The organism is Aequorivita sp. CRS11, assembly GCF_059693805.1.
Genome location: NZ_JCATIG010000001.1, coordinates 60,533 through 77,995 on the forward strand (window position 1 = coordinate 60,533; position 17,463 = coordinate 77,995).

General features: G+C 37.2%; 13 protein-coding genes. 8 read left to right on the forward strand and 5 right to left on the reverse strand.

Annotated elements, in window-relative coordinates; genetic code table 11:
- Window positions 1-51: 51 nt before the first annotated feature.
- Window positions 52-1,236, forward strand: coding sequence for a Pycsar system effector family protein (locus AC58DT_RS00270; protein WP_497214730.1), 1,185 nt, complete (start codon window positions 52-54; stop codon window positions 1,234-1,236).
- Here AC58DT_RS00270 and AC58DT_RS00275 read toward each other — a convergent pair whose 3' ends face one another.
- Window positions 1,237-3,603: a GAF domain-containing protein gene (locus tag AC58DT_RS00275; protein WP_497214731.1), complete on the reverse strand. Its 2,367-nt coding sequence runs from the start codon at window positions 3,601-3,603 to the stop codon at window positions 1,237-1,239.
- A gap of 134 nt (window positions 3,604-3,737) precedes the next feature.
- Here AC58DT_RS00275 and AC58DT_RS00280 point away from each other — a divergent pair, with 134 nt between their 5' ends.
- Window positions 3,738-4,853: a redoxin domain-containing protein gene (locus AC58DT_RS00280; RefSeq protein ID WP_497214732.1), complete on the forward strand. Its 1,116-nt coding sequence runs from the start codon at window positions 3,738-3,740 to the stop codon at window positions 4,851-4,853.
- 73 nt (window positions 4,854-4,926) lie between these two features.
- Here AC58DT_RS00280 and AC58DT_RS00285 read toward each other — a convergent pair whose 3' ends face one another.
- Entirely contained in the window at window positions 4,927-5,613 is a 687-nt protein-coding gene (locus AC58DT_RS00285) for an SIMPL domain-containing protein (protein ID WP_497214734.1), read from the reverse strand.
- Window positions 5,614-5,626: 13 nt separating this feature from the next.
- Window positions 5,627-6,277: a rhomboid family intramembrane serine protease gene (locus AC58DT_RS00290; protein WP_497214737.1), complete on the reverse strand. Its 651-nt coding sequence runs from the start codon at window positions 6,275-6,277 to the stop codon at window positions 5,627-5,629.
- 93 nt (window positions 6,278-6,370) lie between these two features.
- Here AC58DT_RS00290 and AC58DT_RS00295 point away from each other — a divergent pair, with 93 nt between their 5' ends.
- Both AC58DT_RS00295 and AC58DT_RS00300 read left to right on the forward strand, forming a co-directional pair.
- The gene (locus tag AC58DT_RS00295; RefSeq protein ID WP_497214738.1) at window positions 6,371-7,243 is read left to right on the forward strand and encodes a lysophospholipid acyltransferase family protein; all 873 of its coding nucleotides are present in this window, start codon (window positions 6,371-6,373) and stop codon (window positions 7,241-7,243) included.
- A 178-nt stretch (window positions 7,244-7,421) separates the two neighbouring features.
- Complete coding sequence (locus AC58DT_RS00300; protein WP_497214739.1) at window positions 7,422-8,309, forward strand: hypothetical protein; 888 nt, start codon at window positions 7,422-7,424, stop codon at window positions 8,307-8,309.
- A gap of 75 nt (window positions 8,310-8,384) precedes the next feature.
- On the opposite strand, the gene glmM is transcribed toward AC58DT_RS00300, so the two are convergent.
- On the reverse strand, window positions 8,385-9,776 hold the full coding sequence (gene glmM / locus AC58DT_RS00305; protein ID WP_497214740.1) for a phosphoglucosamine mutase: 1,392 nt from the start codon (window positions 9,774-9,776) through the stop codon (window positions 8,385-8,387).
- Complete coding sequence (locus AC58DT_RS00310) at window positions 9,773-10,843, reverse strand: acyltransferase family protein (RefSeq protein ID WP_497214741.1); 1,071 nt, start codon at window positions 10,841-10,843, stop codon at window positions 9,773-9,775. Before AC58DT_RS00310 ends, glmM begins: the two co-directional genes overlap by 4 nt.
- Before the next feature lie 40 nt (window positions 10,844-10,883).
- Between AC58DT_RS00310 and AC58DT_RS00315 the strand changes: the two genes are divergently transcribed.
- The 4 genes from AC58DT_RS00315 to uvrA all read left to right on the forward strand — a co-directional run bounded on the left by AC58DT_RS00315 (window position 10,884) and on the right by uvrA (window position 17,394).
- The gene (locus AC58DT_RS00315) at window positions 10,884-11,468 is read left to right on the forward strand and encodes an acyl carrier protein phosphodiesterase (protein ID WP_497214743.1); all 585 of its coding nucleotides are present in this window, start codon (window positions 10,884-10,886) and stop codon (window positions 11,466-11,468) included.
- A complete protein-coding gene (gene ggt, locus AC58DT_RS00320) occupies window positions 11,465-13,177 on the forward strand; it encodes a gamma-glutamyltransferase (protein ID WP_497214744.1) in 1,713 nt (570 codons plus the stop codon). Before AC58DT_RS00315 ends, ggt begins: the two co-directional genes overlap by 4 nt.
- Window positions 13,178-13,460: 283 nt before the next feature.
- Window positions 13,461-14,474: a hypothetical protein gene (locus AC58DT_RS00325; protein ID WP_497214745.1), complete on the forward strand. Its 1,014-nt coding sequence runs from the start codon at window positions 13,461-13,463 to the stop codon at window positions 14,472-14,474.
- An 88-nt stretch (window positions 14,475-14,562) separates the two neighbouring features.
- Window positions 14,563-17,394, forward strand: coding sequence for an excinuclease ABC subunit UvrA (gene uvrA, locus AC58DT_RS00330; RefSeq protein WP_497214746.1), 2,832 nt, complete (start codon window positions 14,563-14,565; stop codon window positions 17,392-17,394).
- The last annotated feature ends 69 nt before the right edge of the window (window positions 17,395-17,463 follow it).

The window sequence follows — 17,463 nt, forward strand, 5'->3', positions numbered from 1 at the left end:
TTTATTTATGTGCGTTGATTTTTTACTACTTTGGATATCTAAAAAAAATTTATGAGCAAGATTGTTGAAGCTGCAGATAATTTTATCTTTCAACTGTTTAAGGACAAGCTTCCAAGCACTTTCGTTTATCACAATTATACCCATTCAAAACGTGTTTATAAAAGTATAAATGAAATTATTGAAAACTCCCAATTTGATGTTAAAGATGCTACAATACTGCGTTTGGCGGCTTTGCTGCATGATACGGGCTATATAATTGGACGGGAAAACCACGAAGAGGAAAGTGTAAAAATTGCGCGTAAATTTTTAAAGGAGCACAATGTTGATGATGATATAATAAATGGGGTAGAAAAGTGTATTCTTGCCACAAAATTTAAGGATACAACTCCACAATCAAAACTTGAAAAAGCAATTCGAGATGCTGATTCATCACATTTTGGCAAGGACTATTTTGAGGAAGCCAGCGAGTTTTTAAGACAAGAGTATTTGTTCCAAAAAGTCCATAACTATACCTCACGGGAATGGTTGGATGAAAATATAAAAGTTTTGGTAGAGAACCATCAATTTTATACCGAATATGCCCTAAAGGAATGGCAACCCGTAAAGGAGGAAAATCTTGCCGATCTGCTAAACAAACGAAAAAAAAGAAAGGAAAAAATCCAAAAAGAACGTGTAAAGGCAAAGCTAAAGGCACAGTATAAAAATGATAGCCCAGAAAGGGGTATTCAAACTTTCTACAGAACAGCTTTAAGAAACCACATGAAATTGAGCGATATTGCTGATACAAAAGCGAATATTATGCTCTCGGTAAATGCAATTATCATTTCGTTGGTACTTTCCAATCTTATCTCAAAATTGGACAATAACAATTACTTGATTATTCCTACCGCCATTTTTGTACTCTTCAGTGCCATAACTATGATTTTAGCGGTAATCGCTACCCGCCCAAACGTTACCCGCGGAGAGTTTACCAAAGAAGATGTGGCTAATAGAAGTGTGAATCTAACCTTCTTCGGAAATTTTCATAAAATGGAATTGGAACAATACGAATGGGCCATTGAAGAACTACTAAAGGATAGAAACTATGTGTACAAATCACTCACAAAAGATTTGTATTTCTTAGGAAAGGTACTGGATAGAAAATACCGGATTTTAAGGCTTACCTACACAATTTTTGTAGCCGGAACTATTATTTCGTTGATTTCCTTTGCGGTTTTCTTTTATTTGGAAGTATAATTACTCCTCGATCTGTGAAATTAGATCCTCATAGGTGTAATATTCTTTAACCTTGTCGTTATTTTTGCTGTACAGCACCTTTACGCGCAAAGCCTTTAAACCAGTTACCCCTTGTAGATCTTCAAGTTCAAGAATTTCGATTTCTGTATCTATCATTTTTTGATGTTGCAGAAAACTCAAATATTTCAAATACTCTTCCTCGTCTTCTTTTTGGGAATAGATAATTGCTATTTTTCCAGGTTCAGTAATACGATCTTCAGTGCCTTTAATATTTGCTTTATCTACGCGCTTTTTTACAACTTCATAACGTGCATTGTATGTTCCATCAACGTCAAAACGTTTTTCATCCATTCGAAAACGAAGTGATAATGAGCCATTGAAAACCAAAATCATTGAAGCTACGCTTAGGCTCATGGGCAGTGAGTCCTTAAAACGATAAAAACTATTCTCCATTTCGCACATAACCTGGAGCTGCCACAGTTTTAAGTTTTTAAGGTATATTTTATTGAACGACCGTTCTTTTGTAATAGCTTCACCAATATATAAATTATGCTCTACCCCATCGGTTTTGAAACGCTCAAAATAATGTGGATACATTTTTTGGGCCTCCTGTTGCTTGCGGTCTAAAATGGCGGCAAGCCTTTTATTTATTTGCATTACAGACTCATCATAATCTTTTCTGAATTTATAAACAAAGCCAGTGTTTATGTCTATTAGCTTGTAATATTCATCTACCCATTCCTTATAGATATCATTTTTCTGTCTAATATGTTTTAACAAAGGGATGATTTCGGAAGAAATAAAATTCATAATCTTCCGCTCGGTATCTACCTGCAAATTTTCTTCAATTTCTTTTGAAAAATTTGCAATACTAAACATCATCTGATCAAATATTGGAAGGGAAGTTTGATTGGAAAGTTTCTTTAAAAGCCCATCAATATAACTTAACTGAAGTATAAGATCCTGCTTTGTGGCCTCGTTTCGAGCCTCTGAAGATCCTTTTATATCTGTTTGCCCATACAAGGGATAAATATCCTCAAAAACTATTTCCTTAAAAAAGGTAGGGTTTCCTTCAGTTATAGTATTTAAATAACGTTTTGCTTCTTTGCGGAATTTCCAATGCACACTGCTGTGGATGGCAGTACATTCCTCTTGAATTATAAGTTCAAGCTCATTCTCAAGGTTTTCTTTTGAGCGTACAACAGAGTCAACCAAAAAAGGCATAATATCGCGCAGCTTATTGGCATTAATTGTATTTAAGTCATTGGCATTGGGCGAAACCAATTCCAAAACTCCTAAAATTTTATCATCGTGTACAATAGAAGCAAAAATGGCGCTTCTCATACCCTGATCCAGCATTTTTTTATAGAGTAGGTTTTCCGGATACATTTCGTGATACCGTTGTGCATCGGTTATGCAATAAAATTCCTTCTGCTTAAAAAGGGTATAATAGGAAGCACTACAAAGTGCGTCCTTGCTTAATTGAGACTTGTTATTATTGAGAATAAAACTGGTAATTTCCTTAAACAAAGTTCTTTCAAAAGATTCGGTTTCCTCATTATAGTCCGTAAAACCGATCATCAATTCTTTCAAATCAAATATGGAACGGAAAATACGACTGAATTCCGTATTCTCAAAACCACCGTTTTTTTCCAATCGCAATAGATTCGACTTAAAATCTGAAATAGAAACATTTAGTGTAACATCTGTCAAGGACGCAATTACAAAGCCATTGAAAATCCAACTTTCTGGAGGAAATTTTTCTTTCCAAACAGAAACATCCTCAAAACTTTCCAAAAGTTCATTAATATCCTCCTCGGTTATATCTTTAGCCTTATCGGTTTTTTGAATTTCTACAAAATCTGCATTATAGAGCAACCTATAGTTTTTAATCATTCCACGCTCATCTGGAATGTTGTAATAGTAGGAACGTCTAAAATCAACTTTCCTATCATAATAAGCCCCTAGAATAATACTGCAGCCCATGATATAAAATTGATCTTCATCAAAATTTATGATGTCAAGTTTAAAATCAGAACCGGCGGCTTCAATTATATTTTTATAGCGTTGTGTACTTTTAAAGGCTACGTCTTGGAATGGAATGGTTGCAAATTTAATTTCATTTTGGCCCAATGCCGATGGAAACAATGGGTTCATAATTATATTTATCTGCTTTGTATATTCTGATAGCTTATTAAAATCGCTAATACCCTCAGATAACTGTGGAAATTTTTCTTCAACTGAAAGAATTTCAGCAGCAAGATTTTTCTCTCCTTCAGTTTCGGGCGTGTTTTTCTTGTAGGCATCAAAAACTTTTTTGAAACCTATTTTTAATTTTAATGGAAAATCCCTTTTCAATTTCTTCATAAGAAGTTATTTATTGGATAAAAGTAAAGGTTAATACCGCCATAATATGTTAATAAATAATAAAAAAATAGCTCATTTCGCACATTGAGAGAATAAACAGCTATTTTTGCCACAATCTTAAAAAAGACAAATTTATGAGACTGATTTTAGCTTTACTTTTAACAATTTCATTAATCTCCTGCAATAAAGATACCAATTCATATAAGCTGGAAGGCGACGCGATTGGCTTTGCCGATGGTACTGAAATGTATCTTTACACGCTGGAAAACAAGCAACCTAAATTACTGGATACCATTACAATCAATCAAGGAAAGTTTTCTGCAACCTATCCCAACAAAGAAAACTCAAGTCTTAATTTCTTAAGAGTTAACGAAGTACAAGGCTCTGTCCTATTTTTTCCTGAAAATGTAGATATGAAGGCAACTATTTACAAAGATAGTATTCAGGCTTCACGCGTATCTGGTGGTAAACAAAATGAAGCTTATACTGAATTTGTGAATAAAATGACTGCTTTCAATAAAAGAAAACAAGAAAGCATGGAGCGTTTTCGCGCCGCAAAACAGACAAATGACACTGGGGCAATTGCTCAGATTCAAAGCCAAAATCTAAACATCCTGGCAGAAGAGACAGAATACAAAAAAGAATTCCTAGAAAACAACAATAACACTTTGTTTGCAGCAATGCTTATTTCCGAAATGGTTGGCAGGCAAGATCTTACTCCGGCGGAAGCCTCTGCTTATCTTGAAAAGATGGACGCTAAGGTAGCTTCAACCGAAATTGTAAAAGATTTAAAAACTAATCTTGAAGCAATGAAAAAAGCAGAAGTTGGGAACGCAGCTCCCAATTTCAGTGCTCCAACCCCTACGGGTGAAATGATGTCTTTAAAAGATGCGCTGGGTAAATACACCATTATTGACTTCTGGGCATCTTGGTGCCGCCCTTGTAGAATAGAAAATCCAAATGTGGTAAAGGTTTACAACCAATATCACGATAAAGGTTTAAATATTATAAGTGTCTCTTTAGATAAAGAGGGACAAAAAGACAAATGGCTACAAGCAATACAAGATGACAAAATGGATTGGTACCATGTATCCAATCTTCAATTTTGGCAAGATCCTATTGCGCAACAGTACAGCGTTAGGTCTATACCCGCAACCTTCCTTTTGGATGAAAACGGAATCATTATAGACAAAAACCTTCGTGGCGAAGCTTTGGAAGCAAAAATTGCTACGCTTTTAGGCGGAGAATAACCAGTAAAATTTAAAACTTTAAAAGCCTCAGTTTAAAATTAAACTGAGGCTTTTTATTTGGAAAAAATATTTCTTAATTCAAAAGAAAGCTAACATTCACCGTTGTTTTGATTTCCATTTCTCCAAGGGCAATCGTTTGGTCTCCGCCGCCCGATGAAGAATCCATCATTGCCATTTTGTACATAGGCTGCGGTCCGCCAGAATTACTGAATTCACTAATTGAAACTGCTTTCCCAACTGTTTGGTTTAAAACTGAAACATATTCCTGTGCTTTCATTTTAGCGTTTTCAACCGCTTTTTTTCGTGCTTCGCTTTTTAAGGACGCTTCTTTTGAAGAAGAAAAGCTCACACCGTCAATCCTGTTAATTCCAGTATCAATCAAGCCTTTCATTACTGCCTCATATTTTTTAAGATCGCGCAGCTTTACCGAAAGCGATTGATTGGCGGCAAAGGTGTAGGTTTTGCTGTTATGGTCATAGTTTTTGTTGAGGTTCATATATTCGGTGCGTACATCTTTATCGGCTATGTCCATTTTCTTCAGAAATTTTAAAACCTCGCTGATGGTTGCATCGTTTTGTTCTTTGAGTATTTTGGTGTTTTCTCCGGTGTTTTCCACACGAATGTTGATGGTAACTTCATCTGGAACCACGCGAACAATCCCTTCGCCAGTAACGTCAATTGTGGGTGGTGGTAGCGTGTTTTGTGCCATAATGGTAGTTGTTGTTATTGCTAAGATTAAAAGTGTTTGTAAGGTTTTCATAGTTTTTTAATTTTCAAATTTTTCCTAATTTATGAAGAATGAATAAAAGAATTAACGGGATGGCCAACAAAACCACAATCCATAAGCTTGTTTGAAACAAATAGGGTGCAAAAACAAGTGTTAACACATAACCGCCAATTGCCCCACCAATGTGGGCGTCGTGGCCAATATTTCCCAATCTTTTTTTCATTCCGTAGATTGAATACAACAAATATGCCATTCCAAAAAGCCAAGCTGGGATTGGGATTGGGATAAAGAAAAGATAAAGTCCCATATCAGGAAAAAACAAAATAGCAGAATACAATACGCCCATTACCGCACCACTCGCCCCTATTGCGCTGTAATGGTATTCGTCTTTGTGGAAGTAAAAAGAGAGCAGATTTCCAATCAGCAGACTCGCTACATAGATTATCACAAAATAAGTTACCCCAACACTCATGATAACCACAGGTGCAAAAAAGTAAAGCGTAAGCATATTGAACAGCAAGTGAGAAAAATCTGCGTGTAGAAAAGCAGAGCTAAACATACGTATCTGCTCGCCACGACGTATTCCCGCAATGTTGAATTTATATTTTTCAAAAAATGAAAAATCATTGAAGCCTTTCATAGAAATAATTACATTGGCGGCAATGATTACGATTGTTGCTATATCTAAGTTTTGCATTGAGGAATAGAGGTTATTGGATTATTATTTTATAATGAATTTTGAATTCTAATTCTTGCAATAAAATTAGTTAGTTTTGTGCTAATATTTTCTATGCAAAGATTGCTTTATATACTGGCTTATCCAATTCTTTGGCTTCTTTCCATCATGCCGATGCGCATTTTGTACATAAAATCCACCGCCCTGTATGTCTTGGCTTATTACATTATTGGCTATCGCAAAAAAGTAGTGAAGGATAATCTGGCGTTGGTTTTTCCCGAAAAAACACAACAAGAAAGAGACCGGATCGCACAGCAATTCTTTAAACATCTTTGCGATATAATTTTTGAGACCATAAAGGCCTTTACCATTTCCGAAAAGGAAATCCGCAAACGTTTTGTGGTTACCAATGCCGAAATACTCGACCAATACTACCAAAACGACCGAAGCATCCTTCTAATGGCAGGTCATTATGGCAATTGGGAATGGAGCGGAATTCTCAACAAATTGATGCAGCATCAAGCCCACGCCGTTTACAAGCCTTTGGGCAGCAAGCAATTTGATGCGCTTGTGAAAAAAACGCGGGAACACTTTGGTGGCATCATTGTGAGCAATAAAAAGATTGTAGCCGTCCTTTTCCGAAAGTGGAAAAAAGGCATAAAAACGCTCACCTACATTCTTTCCGACCAAACCCCAAAAAAGGGTGCTTTTAAACACCGCGACACGTTTATGGGAATTGATGTGCCCGTGTTTACCGGAACCGAGGAACTGGCAAAAAAGCTCGACTTTTCAGTACTTTATCTAAAAGTTGAAAAAGTGAAACGTGGGTATTACACCGCCACTTTTGTTCCTTTGGTTGACAATCCAAAAGAATATCCAGACTTTCAAATTACCCGTATGTTTTTTGATGCTTTGGAAGCACAGATTCGCGAAAAACCCGAGTATTATTTATGGTCGCATAAACGTTGGAAGCTGAGGAATGTTTAAGGATATTGGAAATAAATTATCTTTATGGGATAACGATGATAAAAAACTATCGATATCATAGCTATTTATCCGTATATCGACGATAAAATAGTTTATATAACAAGTTAGCAAAAAATTTTACCGACATTTATAATAAATAGATTGTGACTATTATTTATCATGTTAATAAATTACTAATATGGCATTAGAAAAGATGAAAACTAGATTTCTGATTACAGTTGTTTTACTATTAATATCAGTTTTATATGTTCAAAGTCAACATGTATATATTAATGCAGAATTTATTTCCATTGATGAGAATGATAAGAAAGTTACGCATATTGAAATGGTAAAGACTAAATATAAAGTTTTAAATGTCATAGAGGGAAGTTATGACAAAGACACAATATCTTTTTATGCTCATCCTTCCTCTATTCCCAAAGCTAAAAGCGTGTTATTATATTTGAACCAGGAAAAAAATGGTGAGTACTCCTTTTTATTATCCACTGATTTGAAAACCAAAGAACAAGTTAAATTTTATGTGTTCGTGGGTGAAAAAGTATCACTAGAACCTTTCGAGCCTCAATCATTCATTCGCGACAATGCTTTTAAAGCTAAATACAGAATTATTGAAAACGTATACGGATCATATCCATCGGAATTAATAGAATTTGAGGTATACGACCATTATGGTAAACCCGCATTTGGTCATTTCGATTATGTTTTATTATATGTAAGTGAAGGTGAAGATGGTAAACTATATCATGAAAAGTATCAATATTCAGCTGTTTACAAGACAGTTGATGGAAGATGGGCTGGACCTCTTGATAGTGAGTATAAGCATGCATATAATTCTGAGACTAAAATTAAGCCTGAGAAAATTAAATTTCTAAAAGAAGTAAAGTTCTCAATTAGTAATTATAGTAAAGAACAAGTAAATACTTTTTTCCCAGAGCCATTTTTTGAGATTGACACTTCGACATCTAAGGCTACAGCAGTGATGGGTAATTATGTTGATGAATTGTTTATTCTTAAACTTAACGGTACATTGAAAGCAAGGGGTTTCACTGATCTTTTAGAAAAATGATGCATAAAAACTTTTGCTAATACGCGTATAAAACATATAAATTATACTGTAAGAAAATTTCACCTGTAAACTTATTTAATACAATTCGGCAACCGCTTTAATCTCCCCAATAATCATATCAGCCAAAGCATCTGCTTCTTCTTGGCTTTTTGCTTCGGTATAAATTCTTATTATAGGTTCCGTGTTTGATTTTCGAAGGTGCACCCAGTTTTCGGGGAAATCTATTTTTACGCCGTCAATCGTGTTTATTTCCTCCGCAGCATACTTTGCTTCCATCGCTTTTAAAATGGCATCAACGTCCAACTGTGGGGTTAATTCAATCTTCTTTTTGCTCATAAAATAAGCTGTGTATTTTTTCCGAAGTTCGCTAACGGCAATTTTTTCTTCCGCCAAAAAGCTTAAAAATAAAGCTATTCCCACCAAACTATCGCGACCGTAATGCAGCTCTGGATAAATAATTCCGCCATTTCCCTCACCTCCTATCACGGCATTGGTTTCCTTCATCAATTCAACCACGTTTACTTCGCCCACAGCACTGGCAGTATAAATTCCGCCGTGCTTTTCGGTAACATCGCGCAACGCACGGGAGGATGACATATTTGAAACGGTGTTCCCGGGATTGTTTTGCAAAACATAATCGGCAACCACTACCAACGTATATTCCTCGCCAAACATTTCACCTTTTTCATCTACAAAAGCAAGTCGGTCCACATCGGGATCGACCACTATTCCAAAGTCGGCGTGGTTTTTTACAACACTATCCATCAAATCGCCCAAATGTTCTTTCAACGGTTCGGGATTATGCGGAAATTGTCCGTTTGGAGTGCAGTGCAATTTTACGGGTTCAACGCCCAAAGCTTCCAAAAGCAAAGGCACGGCAATTCCACCCGTTGAATTCACGGCATCCACAACCACTTTAAATTTGCTTCGCTTAATGGCATCGACTTTCACCAAAGGAAGATTCAAAATTTCATCAATATGTAAATCTATATATGCATCATTTTTATGGATTTCACCCAGATTATCTACTTCAGCGAATTCAATGTTTCCATTTTCGGCAATATTAAGGATTTGTTGTCCGGATTCGGCATTTAAAAACTCGCCTTTATTGTTCAGTAATTTAAGGGCATTCCACTGTTTTGGGTTATGACTTGCCGTTAAAACTATTCCGCCATCGGCGTGCTCCAAAGCCACCGCCATTTCAACCGTTGGCGTGGTTGAAAGGTTTAAATCAACAACCGTAATGCCCATTCCCACGAGGGTATTCATCACCAATTGCTGGATCATTTCGCCAGAAATACGGGCGTCACGGCCCACGACAACTTTATAGCTTTCTTTATTACGTTGCTGTTTTACCCAAGTTCCATAGGCCGCGGCATATTTTACGGCATCAATTGGAGTTAGGTTTTCGCCCTGCGTTCCGCCAATAGTTCCACGGATTCCAGATATAGATTTAATTAATGTCATTTTCTGAATTTATTTTTCAATTTTAAAAAGTAAAGCTCAAAGTAGGTGTAAGATAAATGAGCTATCAAAAGTGTGCCTGCGAAGGTAAGCAGGTGCAATAAAAATATGGTTAAAGTTTCATTAAGGTTTTGAAGAAATTCCAGTTTTAGGAACAAAAATACAACAGCGTTTAAAACAATGGCGTGAAACATATAGATTCCGTAGGAAATACTTCCGAAGTGATGCAATATTTTATTGTTTACTTCCACTCCCCGATTGTTGAAAGCCAATGAATGGATAAAAAATCCGAAAAGGAAACAAGTGAACAATGCTCGAAGCCACATTGGTTCAAACATAAACCAATCGGTTGCAAAATAAAGTAATGAAGCAATACTGATTATTATAGGGAAAACTGCAGAACGTTTCAAAAACTCCAACTTTTTCTTTTCTTCCAGAATAGCAATCACCCCACCTGAAAAGAGATAGAAAAATACAAAAGTGTATTTCCGTAGCACTTCAAAAACATCGGACCAATAAAGGATAAAATAGCCAAGCAGCAAAAGGCTTAAAACGCGTAAAATCCATTTCACATTTATAAAAAATAATAAAGGTGCAATCACGAGGTAAAATTGTTCCTCAATCCCGATGGACCAGAGAATCTCAAGTATTCCACCCGGTTCGTAGATTTTTGCAAATACATTGGGAAGGAAAAAAACATTATAAAAAAATGCTTCTTTCCAAGCATAATTTATTTCGAAAGGAATATTCAAATAAGGCAAAAACACGTTATAAAAAAACAATCCGAAGCCCAAAACGAGATAATATAGCGGAAAAATCCGCAGAATTCTTCGAACGTAAAAATCTTTGATTGAGAACGCATCCCGGATTTTTGCGCGATAAATTAACCTGATTATCAAAAATCCACTCAATACAAAAAACATATAAACCGCCTCAAGACCGCGATGATAAATAGGAAGCCCATCAAAATATGGCAATCCCTGATTGACGGAAAGTTGTGGCAAGTGAAAGAGCAACACGAAGGATGCGAGAAAAAACCGCAGTGGGTCCAAATTGGGTAATCGGTTCAATTTTCAGTTTTTACAGTCCAAAAATACATATATTTATTGAATGAATTTTTTAGCCCACATCTATCTTTCCGGCAATGATGAAGAAGTTATAATCGGTAATTTTATTGCCGACGGCATCAAAGGAAAACGGTACCAAAAATTCCCTCCTTTAATTGCAAAGGGAATTTTACTGCACCGTGCCATTGATACTTTTACCGATGCCCATCCTACCGTACATCAAAGCACGGCGCGGCTTCACAAAAACTACAGCCACTACAGCGGGGTGATTGTGGATATTCTTTACGATCATTTTTTGGCGAAAAACTGGAGCAACTATTCTGATGAGCCATTAGCAGATTATGTAGAGAATTTTTATACCTTGCTTAGGAAAAACTTCACAATTCTTCCTGCGCGTATCCAAAAAATGATGCCCTATATGATTGCTGATAATTGGTTGCTGAGCTATGCTACCGTGGAAGGTATCAGTAAAATTTTGGCACAAATGAACGTGCGTACCAAAGGCATTTCAAAAATGAACTTGGCCGTTGTGGAACTTGAAGAATATTACGAAGAATTTGAAGCTGAATTCACCTCTTTTTTTGAAGAATTGATTGTCTTTTCCCACGAAACACTTGACAGCCTATGAAACCCACCCACCTTATATTGATCGCATTACTGTTTTTCGCCTGCAAAGAAAAACCGAAAGCCCAAGCCAATATTGAAAAACCAAAAACCGAAAAAGCAGCAGTAATTGCAGACAGCGCGATGGTAGTTTCAGCACGGGCGGAAGCTTCACAAATCGGTACTGAAATACTTAAAATGGGCGGAAATGCATTTGATGCAATGATCGCTACACAAATGGCACTTGCCCTAACCTACCCCAATGCTGGCAATCTTGGTGGTGGCGGATTTATGGTTTACAGAAGCCAATACGGCGAAATTGGCACCCTCGATTTTCGGGAAAAAGCCCCGTTGGCGGCCACTAGAGATATGTATTTGGACAAAGAGGGCAATGTAATTGCTGAAAAAAGTACGGATGGTGCCCTGGCGGTAGGTGTTCCCGGAACTATTGCGGGGATATTTGCTGTTCATGAAAAGTTTGGGTCCCTTCCCATGGAAATTCTCCTAAAACCCGTAATAGACCTTGCTAATAAAGGATATTCAATAACCCCCAAACAAAAAGCCCGTTTTGATGAATTTAAAGAGCAATTTAAAAAAATAAATGGGGAACCTTCCATTTTCACTGAAGTTTATGAAGAGGCAGATACACTAAAAAATATAGCGCTTGCAAATACACTTTCGCGAATAGCGAAAAATGGACGTGCAGAGTTTTACGCAGGAGAGACCGGAAAAAAGATGATCGATTATATTCAAAAAAAAGGAGGAATAATAACACAGGAGGATTTAGATGCATATGAGGCTATTTGGAGAGAACCTCTAGTTTTTGAGTATAAAGATGTTAAGCTCATTTCCATGGCACCACCCTCTAGCGGAGGCATTTGTTTGGCGCAAATCTTAAAAATGATTGAGCCTTACCCAATTTCTGAATATGGGCACAATTCCACAAAATATATACAACTTTTGGTTGAGGCCGAAAAAAGGGCTTATGCTGATAGAAGTGAATATTTGGGCGACCCTGATTTTATCGATATTCCTGTGGATTCGCTATTGTCTGAAAATTATCTCTTAAAACGAATGGAAACCTTTTCACTTGAAAAAGCAACTCCTTCCGAAGAAATTAAGCCAGGAAAAATAGGTACCGCCGAAAGTATGGAAACCACTCATTATTCCATCGTGGATAAATTTGGAAATGCGGTTTCAGTCACTACAACACTTAATGCTTCGTACGGTTCAAAGCTCTATATTTCGGAACTAGGCTTCTTTTTGAATAACGAAATGGACGATTTCAGCGCCAAGCCCGGTGTTCCAAATATGTTTGGGCTTATAGGAGGAGAGGCAAATGCCATAGCTCCACAAAAAAGAATGCTAAGCTCAATGACCCCTACCATTGTTGAAAAAGACGGAAAATTACTAATGATTTTGGGCACTCCGGGCGGTTCTACGATAATTACTTCGGTGCTACAAACATTTCTTAATGTTCATGAATTTAAAATGAATATGCAGCAAGCTGTGGATGCGCCAAGATTTCACCATCAGTGGTTGCCGGATGTGATTTTGTTTGAAGAGTTGGGTTTTTCCAATGAAACCATAAGTAATCTTGAGGCAAAAGGATATTCTTCCTCCACAGAAATATTGCCACAAATAGGCTACGTAGATGCTATACTGGTATTACCAAACGGAAAACTAGAAGGCGGAGCTGATAGTCGAGGCGATGATACAGCTGTAGGCTATTAATTTAACTTATTATTCACGCTTAATCGAAATGTTGTGCATTATATCGAAAGGTGTATATTTGGGAAATAAAAAAGGTTAGATTTGAGGGAATTAACCAAGGATTTTTAAAAATTTAGATTGAGACTTTTTGAAAAAACTATTTATTTCTTCTACTGTAGAAACCTATATAATCTTTTCTTTATCTCTTGTTGCAGAAATTAATCGTTTCACATTTCTGAAATAATTCTCTTGTTTTAAAAATCCTCGTTTTATTATCTTTTCGCCGTTTGGCGCTTTGTAGCCTATGAAAAGTAAATCTTTTTTAAAGGATTTGTACTCCATTATCGCTTTTGTGATAAGTGGGGCAATCTGTGCAGGGCTTATTTTTCTACTTTATGATAAATACCTAAACACACTGGGTTTTGAAGAAAATTTAAAAAAACTTACGTCAATTTATATAGGCATCAGTGGTTTTTTATCGGCGATTTTAATGGTTTTTTTGGCGGCCTCTGCCATGAGACAAAAGTCATATAAAGCCAAAATTATCCATAAAATAAGCAAGACAACACAGAAAATGCACAATTTCCGCAATATTGCTGAAATTTTGTTCAACTCAAATATTTGGCTTCCAGGACTGAAGGAATATATGGAAAAAGACTATGCCGATCTTACTTATTTTGACGTTAAGGAATTTTACAAAGGAAAATCAAAACTGGCTATTGAATTTCTACAGGAAACGCATCATTACGGCGAAACCGAAAACCTTTATTTGGAATTGAAGTCATTGTTGATGACCAATCCAAAAGAAAAACACATTCCCGAAACCATAAATTACCCTATGTTTTATGACAATGGTATCATCGAAAAATGGGTGGAACACAAATGCGGTTCAGGGCTGTGGTATGTTTTTGGTTATAAATTCGGAAATTATAAAGAGGCTTTAAACTTGGAAGCTGTTTTTGAACGTCATAGAGAAAAAATTCTAACTCTTGCCAACACCATAAATCACGAAATGTTTGAGAATTCTTCATTTAATGAAGTTTTCTTTTCAAAACTTTGGGAGCATTTAACGAAAGATGTGATACCCAAACTTTCGCAATTCCAAAACCACATAGATAAAAGGACTCCGCGTTTAATATATTACTTATACATAGTCTTTTTGCTGTTAACTGTCTTCGGCGTTTTGCTTCCACTTACTTATTTAATGCTCAGTTTTTCAGTAGTGGCCATAATAGTTGGCTTTTCCATTGTAATAAGCACTATATTCTATGTTGCCGTTACATTTCATATTTTTCTTTCCAAAGAGGTAAACCGTTAATAAACCGTCCATTTATTTATTAAAAATTAACACCTCCGTGATGCCATGCATTCTTTATTTTCCATTCTATTGAGTACCTTTGCAAGCTATGCTGAAAAATGAGGATTTTATTGAAGTTTTGGGCGCCCGCGTCCACAACTTAAAGAACATTGACGTTCGCATTCCAAGAGAAAAATTAGTAGTAATCACAGGGCTTTCCGGCAGCGGGAAATCCTCATTGGCGTTTGATACTATTTATGCCGAAGGGCAGCGCCGTTATATTGAAACTTTTTCGGCTTATGCACGCCAATTTCTCGGTAGTTTGGAACGCCCCGATGTAGATAAAATTGAAGGGCTTTCGCCCGTAATTGCCATTGAGCAAAAAACCACGAGTAAAAGCCCGCGTTCCACAGTAGGCACTATTACTGAAATTTATGATTTTCTTCGCCTTTTTTACGCGCGCGCAAGTGATGCATACAGTTACAATACCGGCGAAAAGATGGTCAGCTACAGTGATGAGCATATAAAGCAACTTATACTCGAAGATTTTTCCAATAAAAAGGTAAGCATCTTGGCTCCAGTCATTCGTTCCCGTAAAGGGCATTACCGCGAACTTTTTGAGCAGATCGCAAAGCAAGGTTTCCTAAAAGTACGTGTGGACGGCGAAGTGCGCGATATTGTAAAGGGAATGAAGGTGGACCGGTACAAAACCCACGATATTGAAATAGTAATTGACCGCTTAAAAGTTTCCTCAGAAAGTGATAACAACAAACGCCTCTCTGAAACCATAAATACCGCGATGTACCACGGCGATGATGTGCTGATGGTTTTGGATAACGATACAAATGAAGCCCGCTATTTCAGTCGTTCCTTGATGTGTCCGTCATCGGGTATATCATATCCAAACCCAGAGCCGAATAACTTTTCGTTCAATTCCCCAAAAGGAATGTGCCCCAACTGCAAAGGCCTTGGGAAGCTTTATGAGGTAAATTTAAACAAGCTTGTTCCGAACAAAAAGCTTTCCATAAAACAAGGTGCCTTGGCCGCGCACGGACCGCAAAAAAACAATTGGGTTTTTAAGCAGCTTGAACTGATTGCCGAACGCTTTAAATTTAAATTGAGTGATCCTTTTGAAAGTATTCCTCAAGAGGCTAAGGACGTTATCTTTTTCGGCGGAAATGAAAAGTTTGATGTTGCATCAAAAGAACTTGGTATCACCCGTAGCTACAAAATAGACTTTGAAGGCGTTGCCACCTTTATCCAAAATACTTTTGACGCAAACGAAACCACTTCCCTAAAACGTTGGGCAAAGGAATACATGGACAAAATTCCGTGTCCGGAATGCGACGGCTCACGGCTTCGGAAAGAATCGCTTTACTTTAAAGTAAACGGAAAAAACATTGCTGAACTTGCCAATATGGATGTGGTTGAACTTGCGGAATGGTTTGCCAATCTGGAAAAAAACCTTTCGGAAACACAACTTAAAATCGCTTCGGAAATTATAAAGGAAGTGCGCTCCAGACTTCAGTTTTTGGTTGATGTGGGCTTAACCTATTTAGCTTTGGACCGAAGTTCCAAATCACTTTCGGGCGGTGAGGCACAGCGTATCCGTTTGGCAACGCAGATTGGCTCACAATTGGTGGGCGTTCTTTATATTTTGGATGAACCTAGTATTGGGCTTCATCAGCGTGACAACGAACGCTTGATCTATTCCTTGAAGCAATTAAAGGAAATCGGCAACTCAGTAATCGTGGTAGAGCACGATAAAGATATGATTGAAAGCGCCGATTATGTAATTGATATTGGCCCCGCTGCAGGAAGGCACGGTGGCGAAATAGTTTCGGAAGGCACTCCTGAGGAAATTGAAAAACACGATACCCTTACGGCCGCGTATTTAAACGGAAAAAAAGAAATTGAAATTCCCAAAAAACGCCGAAAAGGAAACGGAAAAAAACTGATCTTAAAAGGCGCTACGGGCAACAATTTAAAAAACATTACGGTTGAGTTTCCTTTGGGAAAAATGATTGGGGTAACGGGCGTTTCCGGCAGCGGAAAAAGTACGCTCATCAACGAAACCCTCTACCCTATTCTCAACGCACATTTTTTCAACGGCGTAAAAAAACCGATGCCCTATAAAAAGATTGAAGGTCTCGAAAATATTGATAAAGTAATCGACATTAACCAATCACCCATAGGTAGGACGCCGCGAAGCAACCCGGCGACCTACACGGGTGTTTTTTCTGAAATACGCAATCTATTCGCCAAAACACCCGAAGCGATGATTCGTGGCTATAAACCGGGCCGTTTTAGTTTCAACGTTGCCGGTGGGCGTTGCGAAACCTGTAAAGGAGCTGGTTTACGTGTTATTGAAATGAATTTTCTACCCGATGTTTATGTGGAATGTGAAACCTGCCAGGGCAAACGTTTCAACCGCGAAACTTTGGAGATTCGTTATAAGGGAAAATCTATTTATGATGTTTTGGAAATGACAATCAACGAAGCTGATAGTTTCTTTGAAAACATTCCAAAAATCCACCGAAAAATTAAAACCATAAAGGATGTTGGCTTGGGGTATATTACCTTGGGGCAACAATCCACCACGCTTTCAGGAGGAGAAGCACAACGAATTAAATTGGCCACAGAGCTTTCAAAGAGAGATACCGGCAATACCTTTTATATTTTGGACGAACCCACTACTGGCCTTCATTTTGAAGACATTCGCGTGCTGATGCTTGTTTTGAACAAATTGGTTGGTAAAGGAAACACGGTTTTGATAATTGAGCACAATCTAGACGTAATCAAAACCGTTGATTATATTATAGACATAGGCCCTGAAGGCGGTAAACAAGGTGGAAAGGTAATGGCCTTGGGAACCCCCGAAGAAGTAGCCAAGGACAAAAAAAGCTATACAGCACAATTTCTTAAAAAAGAATTACATTGAGCCCTAAAAGGAACTTGAAATTTTAAGTACATAAAACTAAAACTGCAAGAAATACTGAATATTAAATAA

Bases quoted from the DNA above. Each gene is read 5' to 3' on its own strand.
- AC58DT_RS00270 (WP_497214730.1), top strand. From the start codon at position 52: ATGAGCAAGATTGTTGAAGCTGCAGATAATTTTATCTTTCAACTGTTT.
- AC58DT_RS00275 (WP_497214731.1), bottom strand. From the start codon at position 3,603: ATGAAGAAATTGAAAAGGGATTTTCCATTAAAATTAAAAATAGGTTTC.
- AC58DT_RS00280 (WP_497214732.1), top strand. From the start codon at position 3,738: ATGAGACTGATTTTAGCTTTACTTTTAACAATTTCATTAATCTCCTGC.
- AC58DT_RS00285 (WP_497214734.1), bottom strand. From the start codon at position 5,613: ATGAAAACCTTACAAACACTTTTAATCTTAGCAATAACAACAACTACC.
- AC58DT_RS00290 (WP_497214737.1), bottom strand. From the start codon at position 6,277: ATGCAAAACTTAGATATAGCAACAATCGTAATCATTGCCGCCAATGTA.
- AC58DT_RS00295 (WP_497214738.1), top strand. From the start codon at position 6,371: ATGCAAAGATTGCTTTATATACTGGCTTATCCAATTCTTTGGCTTCTT.
- AC58DT_RS00300 (WP_497214739.1), top strand. From the start codon at position 7,422: ATGGCATTAGAAAAGATGAAAACTAGATTTCTGATTACAGTTGTTTTA.
- glmM (WP_497214740.1), bottom strand. From the start codon at position 9,776: ATGACATTAATTAAATCTATATCTGGAATCCGTGGAACTATTGGCGGA.
- AC58DT_RS00315 (WP_497214743.1), top strand. From the start codon at position 10,884: ATGAATTTTTTAGCCCACATCTATCTTTCCGGCAATGATGAAGAAGTT.
- ggt (WP_497214744.1), top strand. From the start codon at position 11,465: ATGAAACCCACCCACCTTATATTGATCGCATTACTGTTTTTCGCCTGC.
- AC58DT_RS00325 (WP_497214745.1), top strand. From the start codon at position 13,461: ATGAAAAGTAAATCTTTTTTAAAGGATTTGTACTCCATTATCGCTTTT.
- uvrA (WP_497214746.1), top strand. From the start codon at position 14,563: ATGCTGAAAAATGAGGATTTTATTGAAGTTTTGGGCGCCCGCGTCCAC.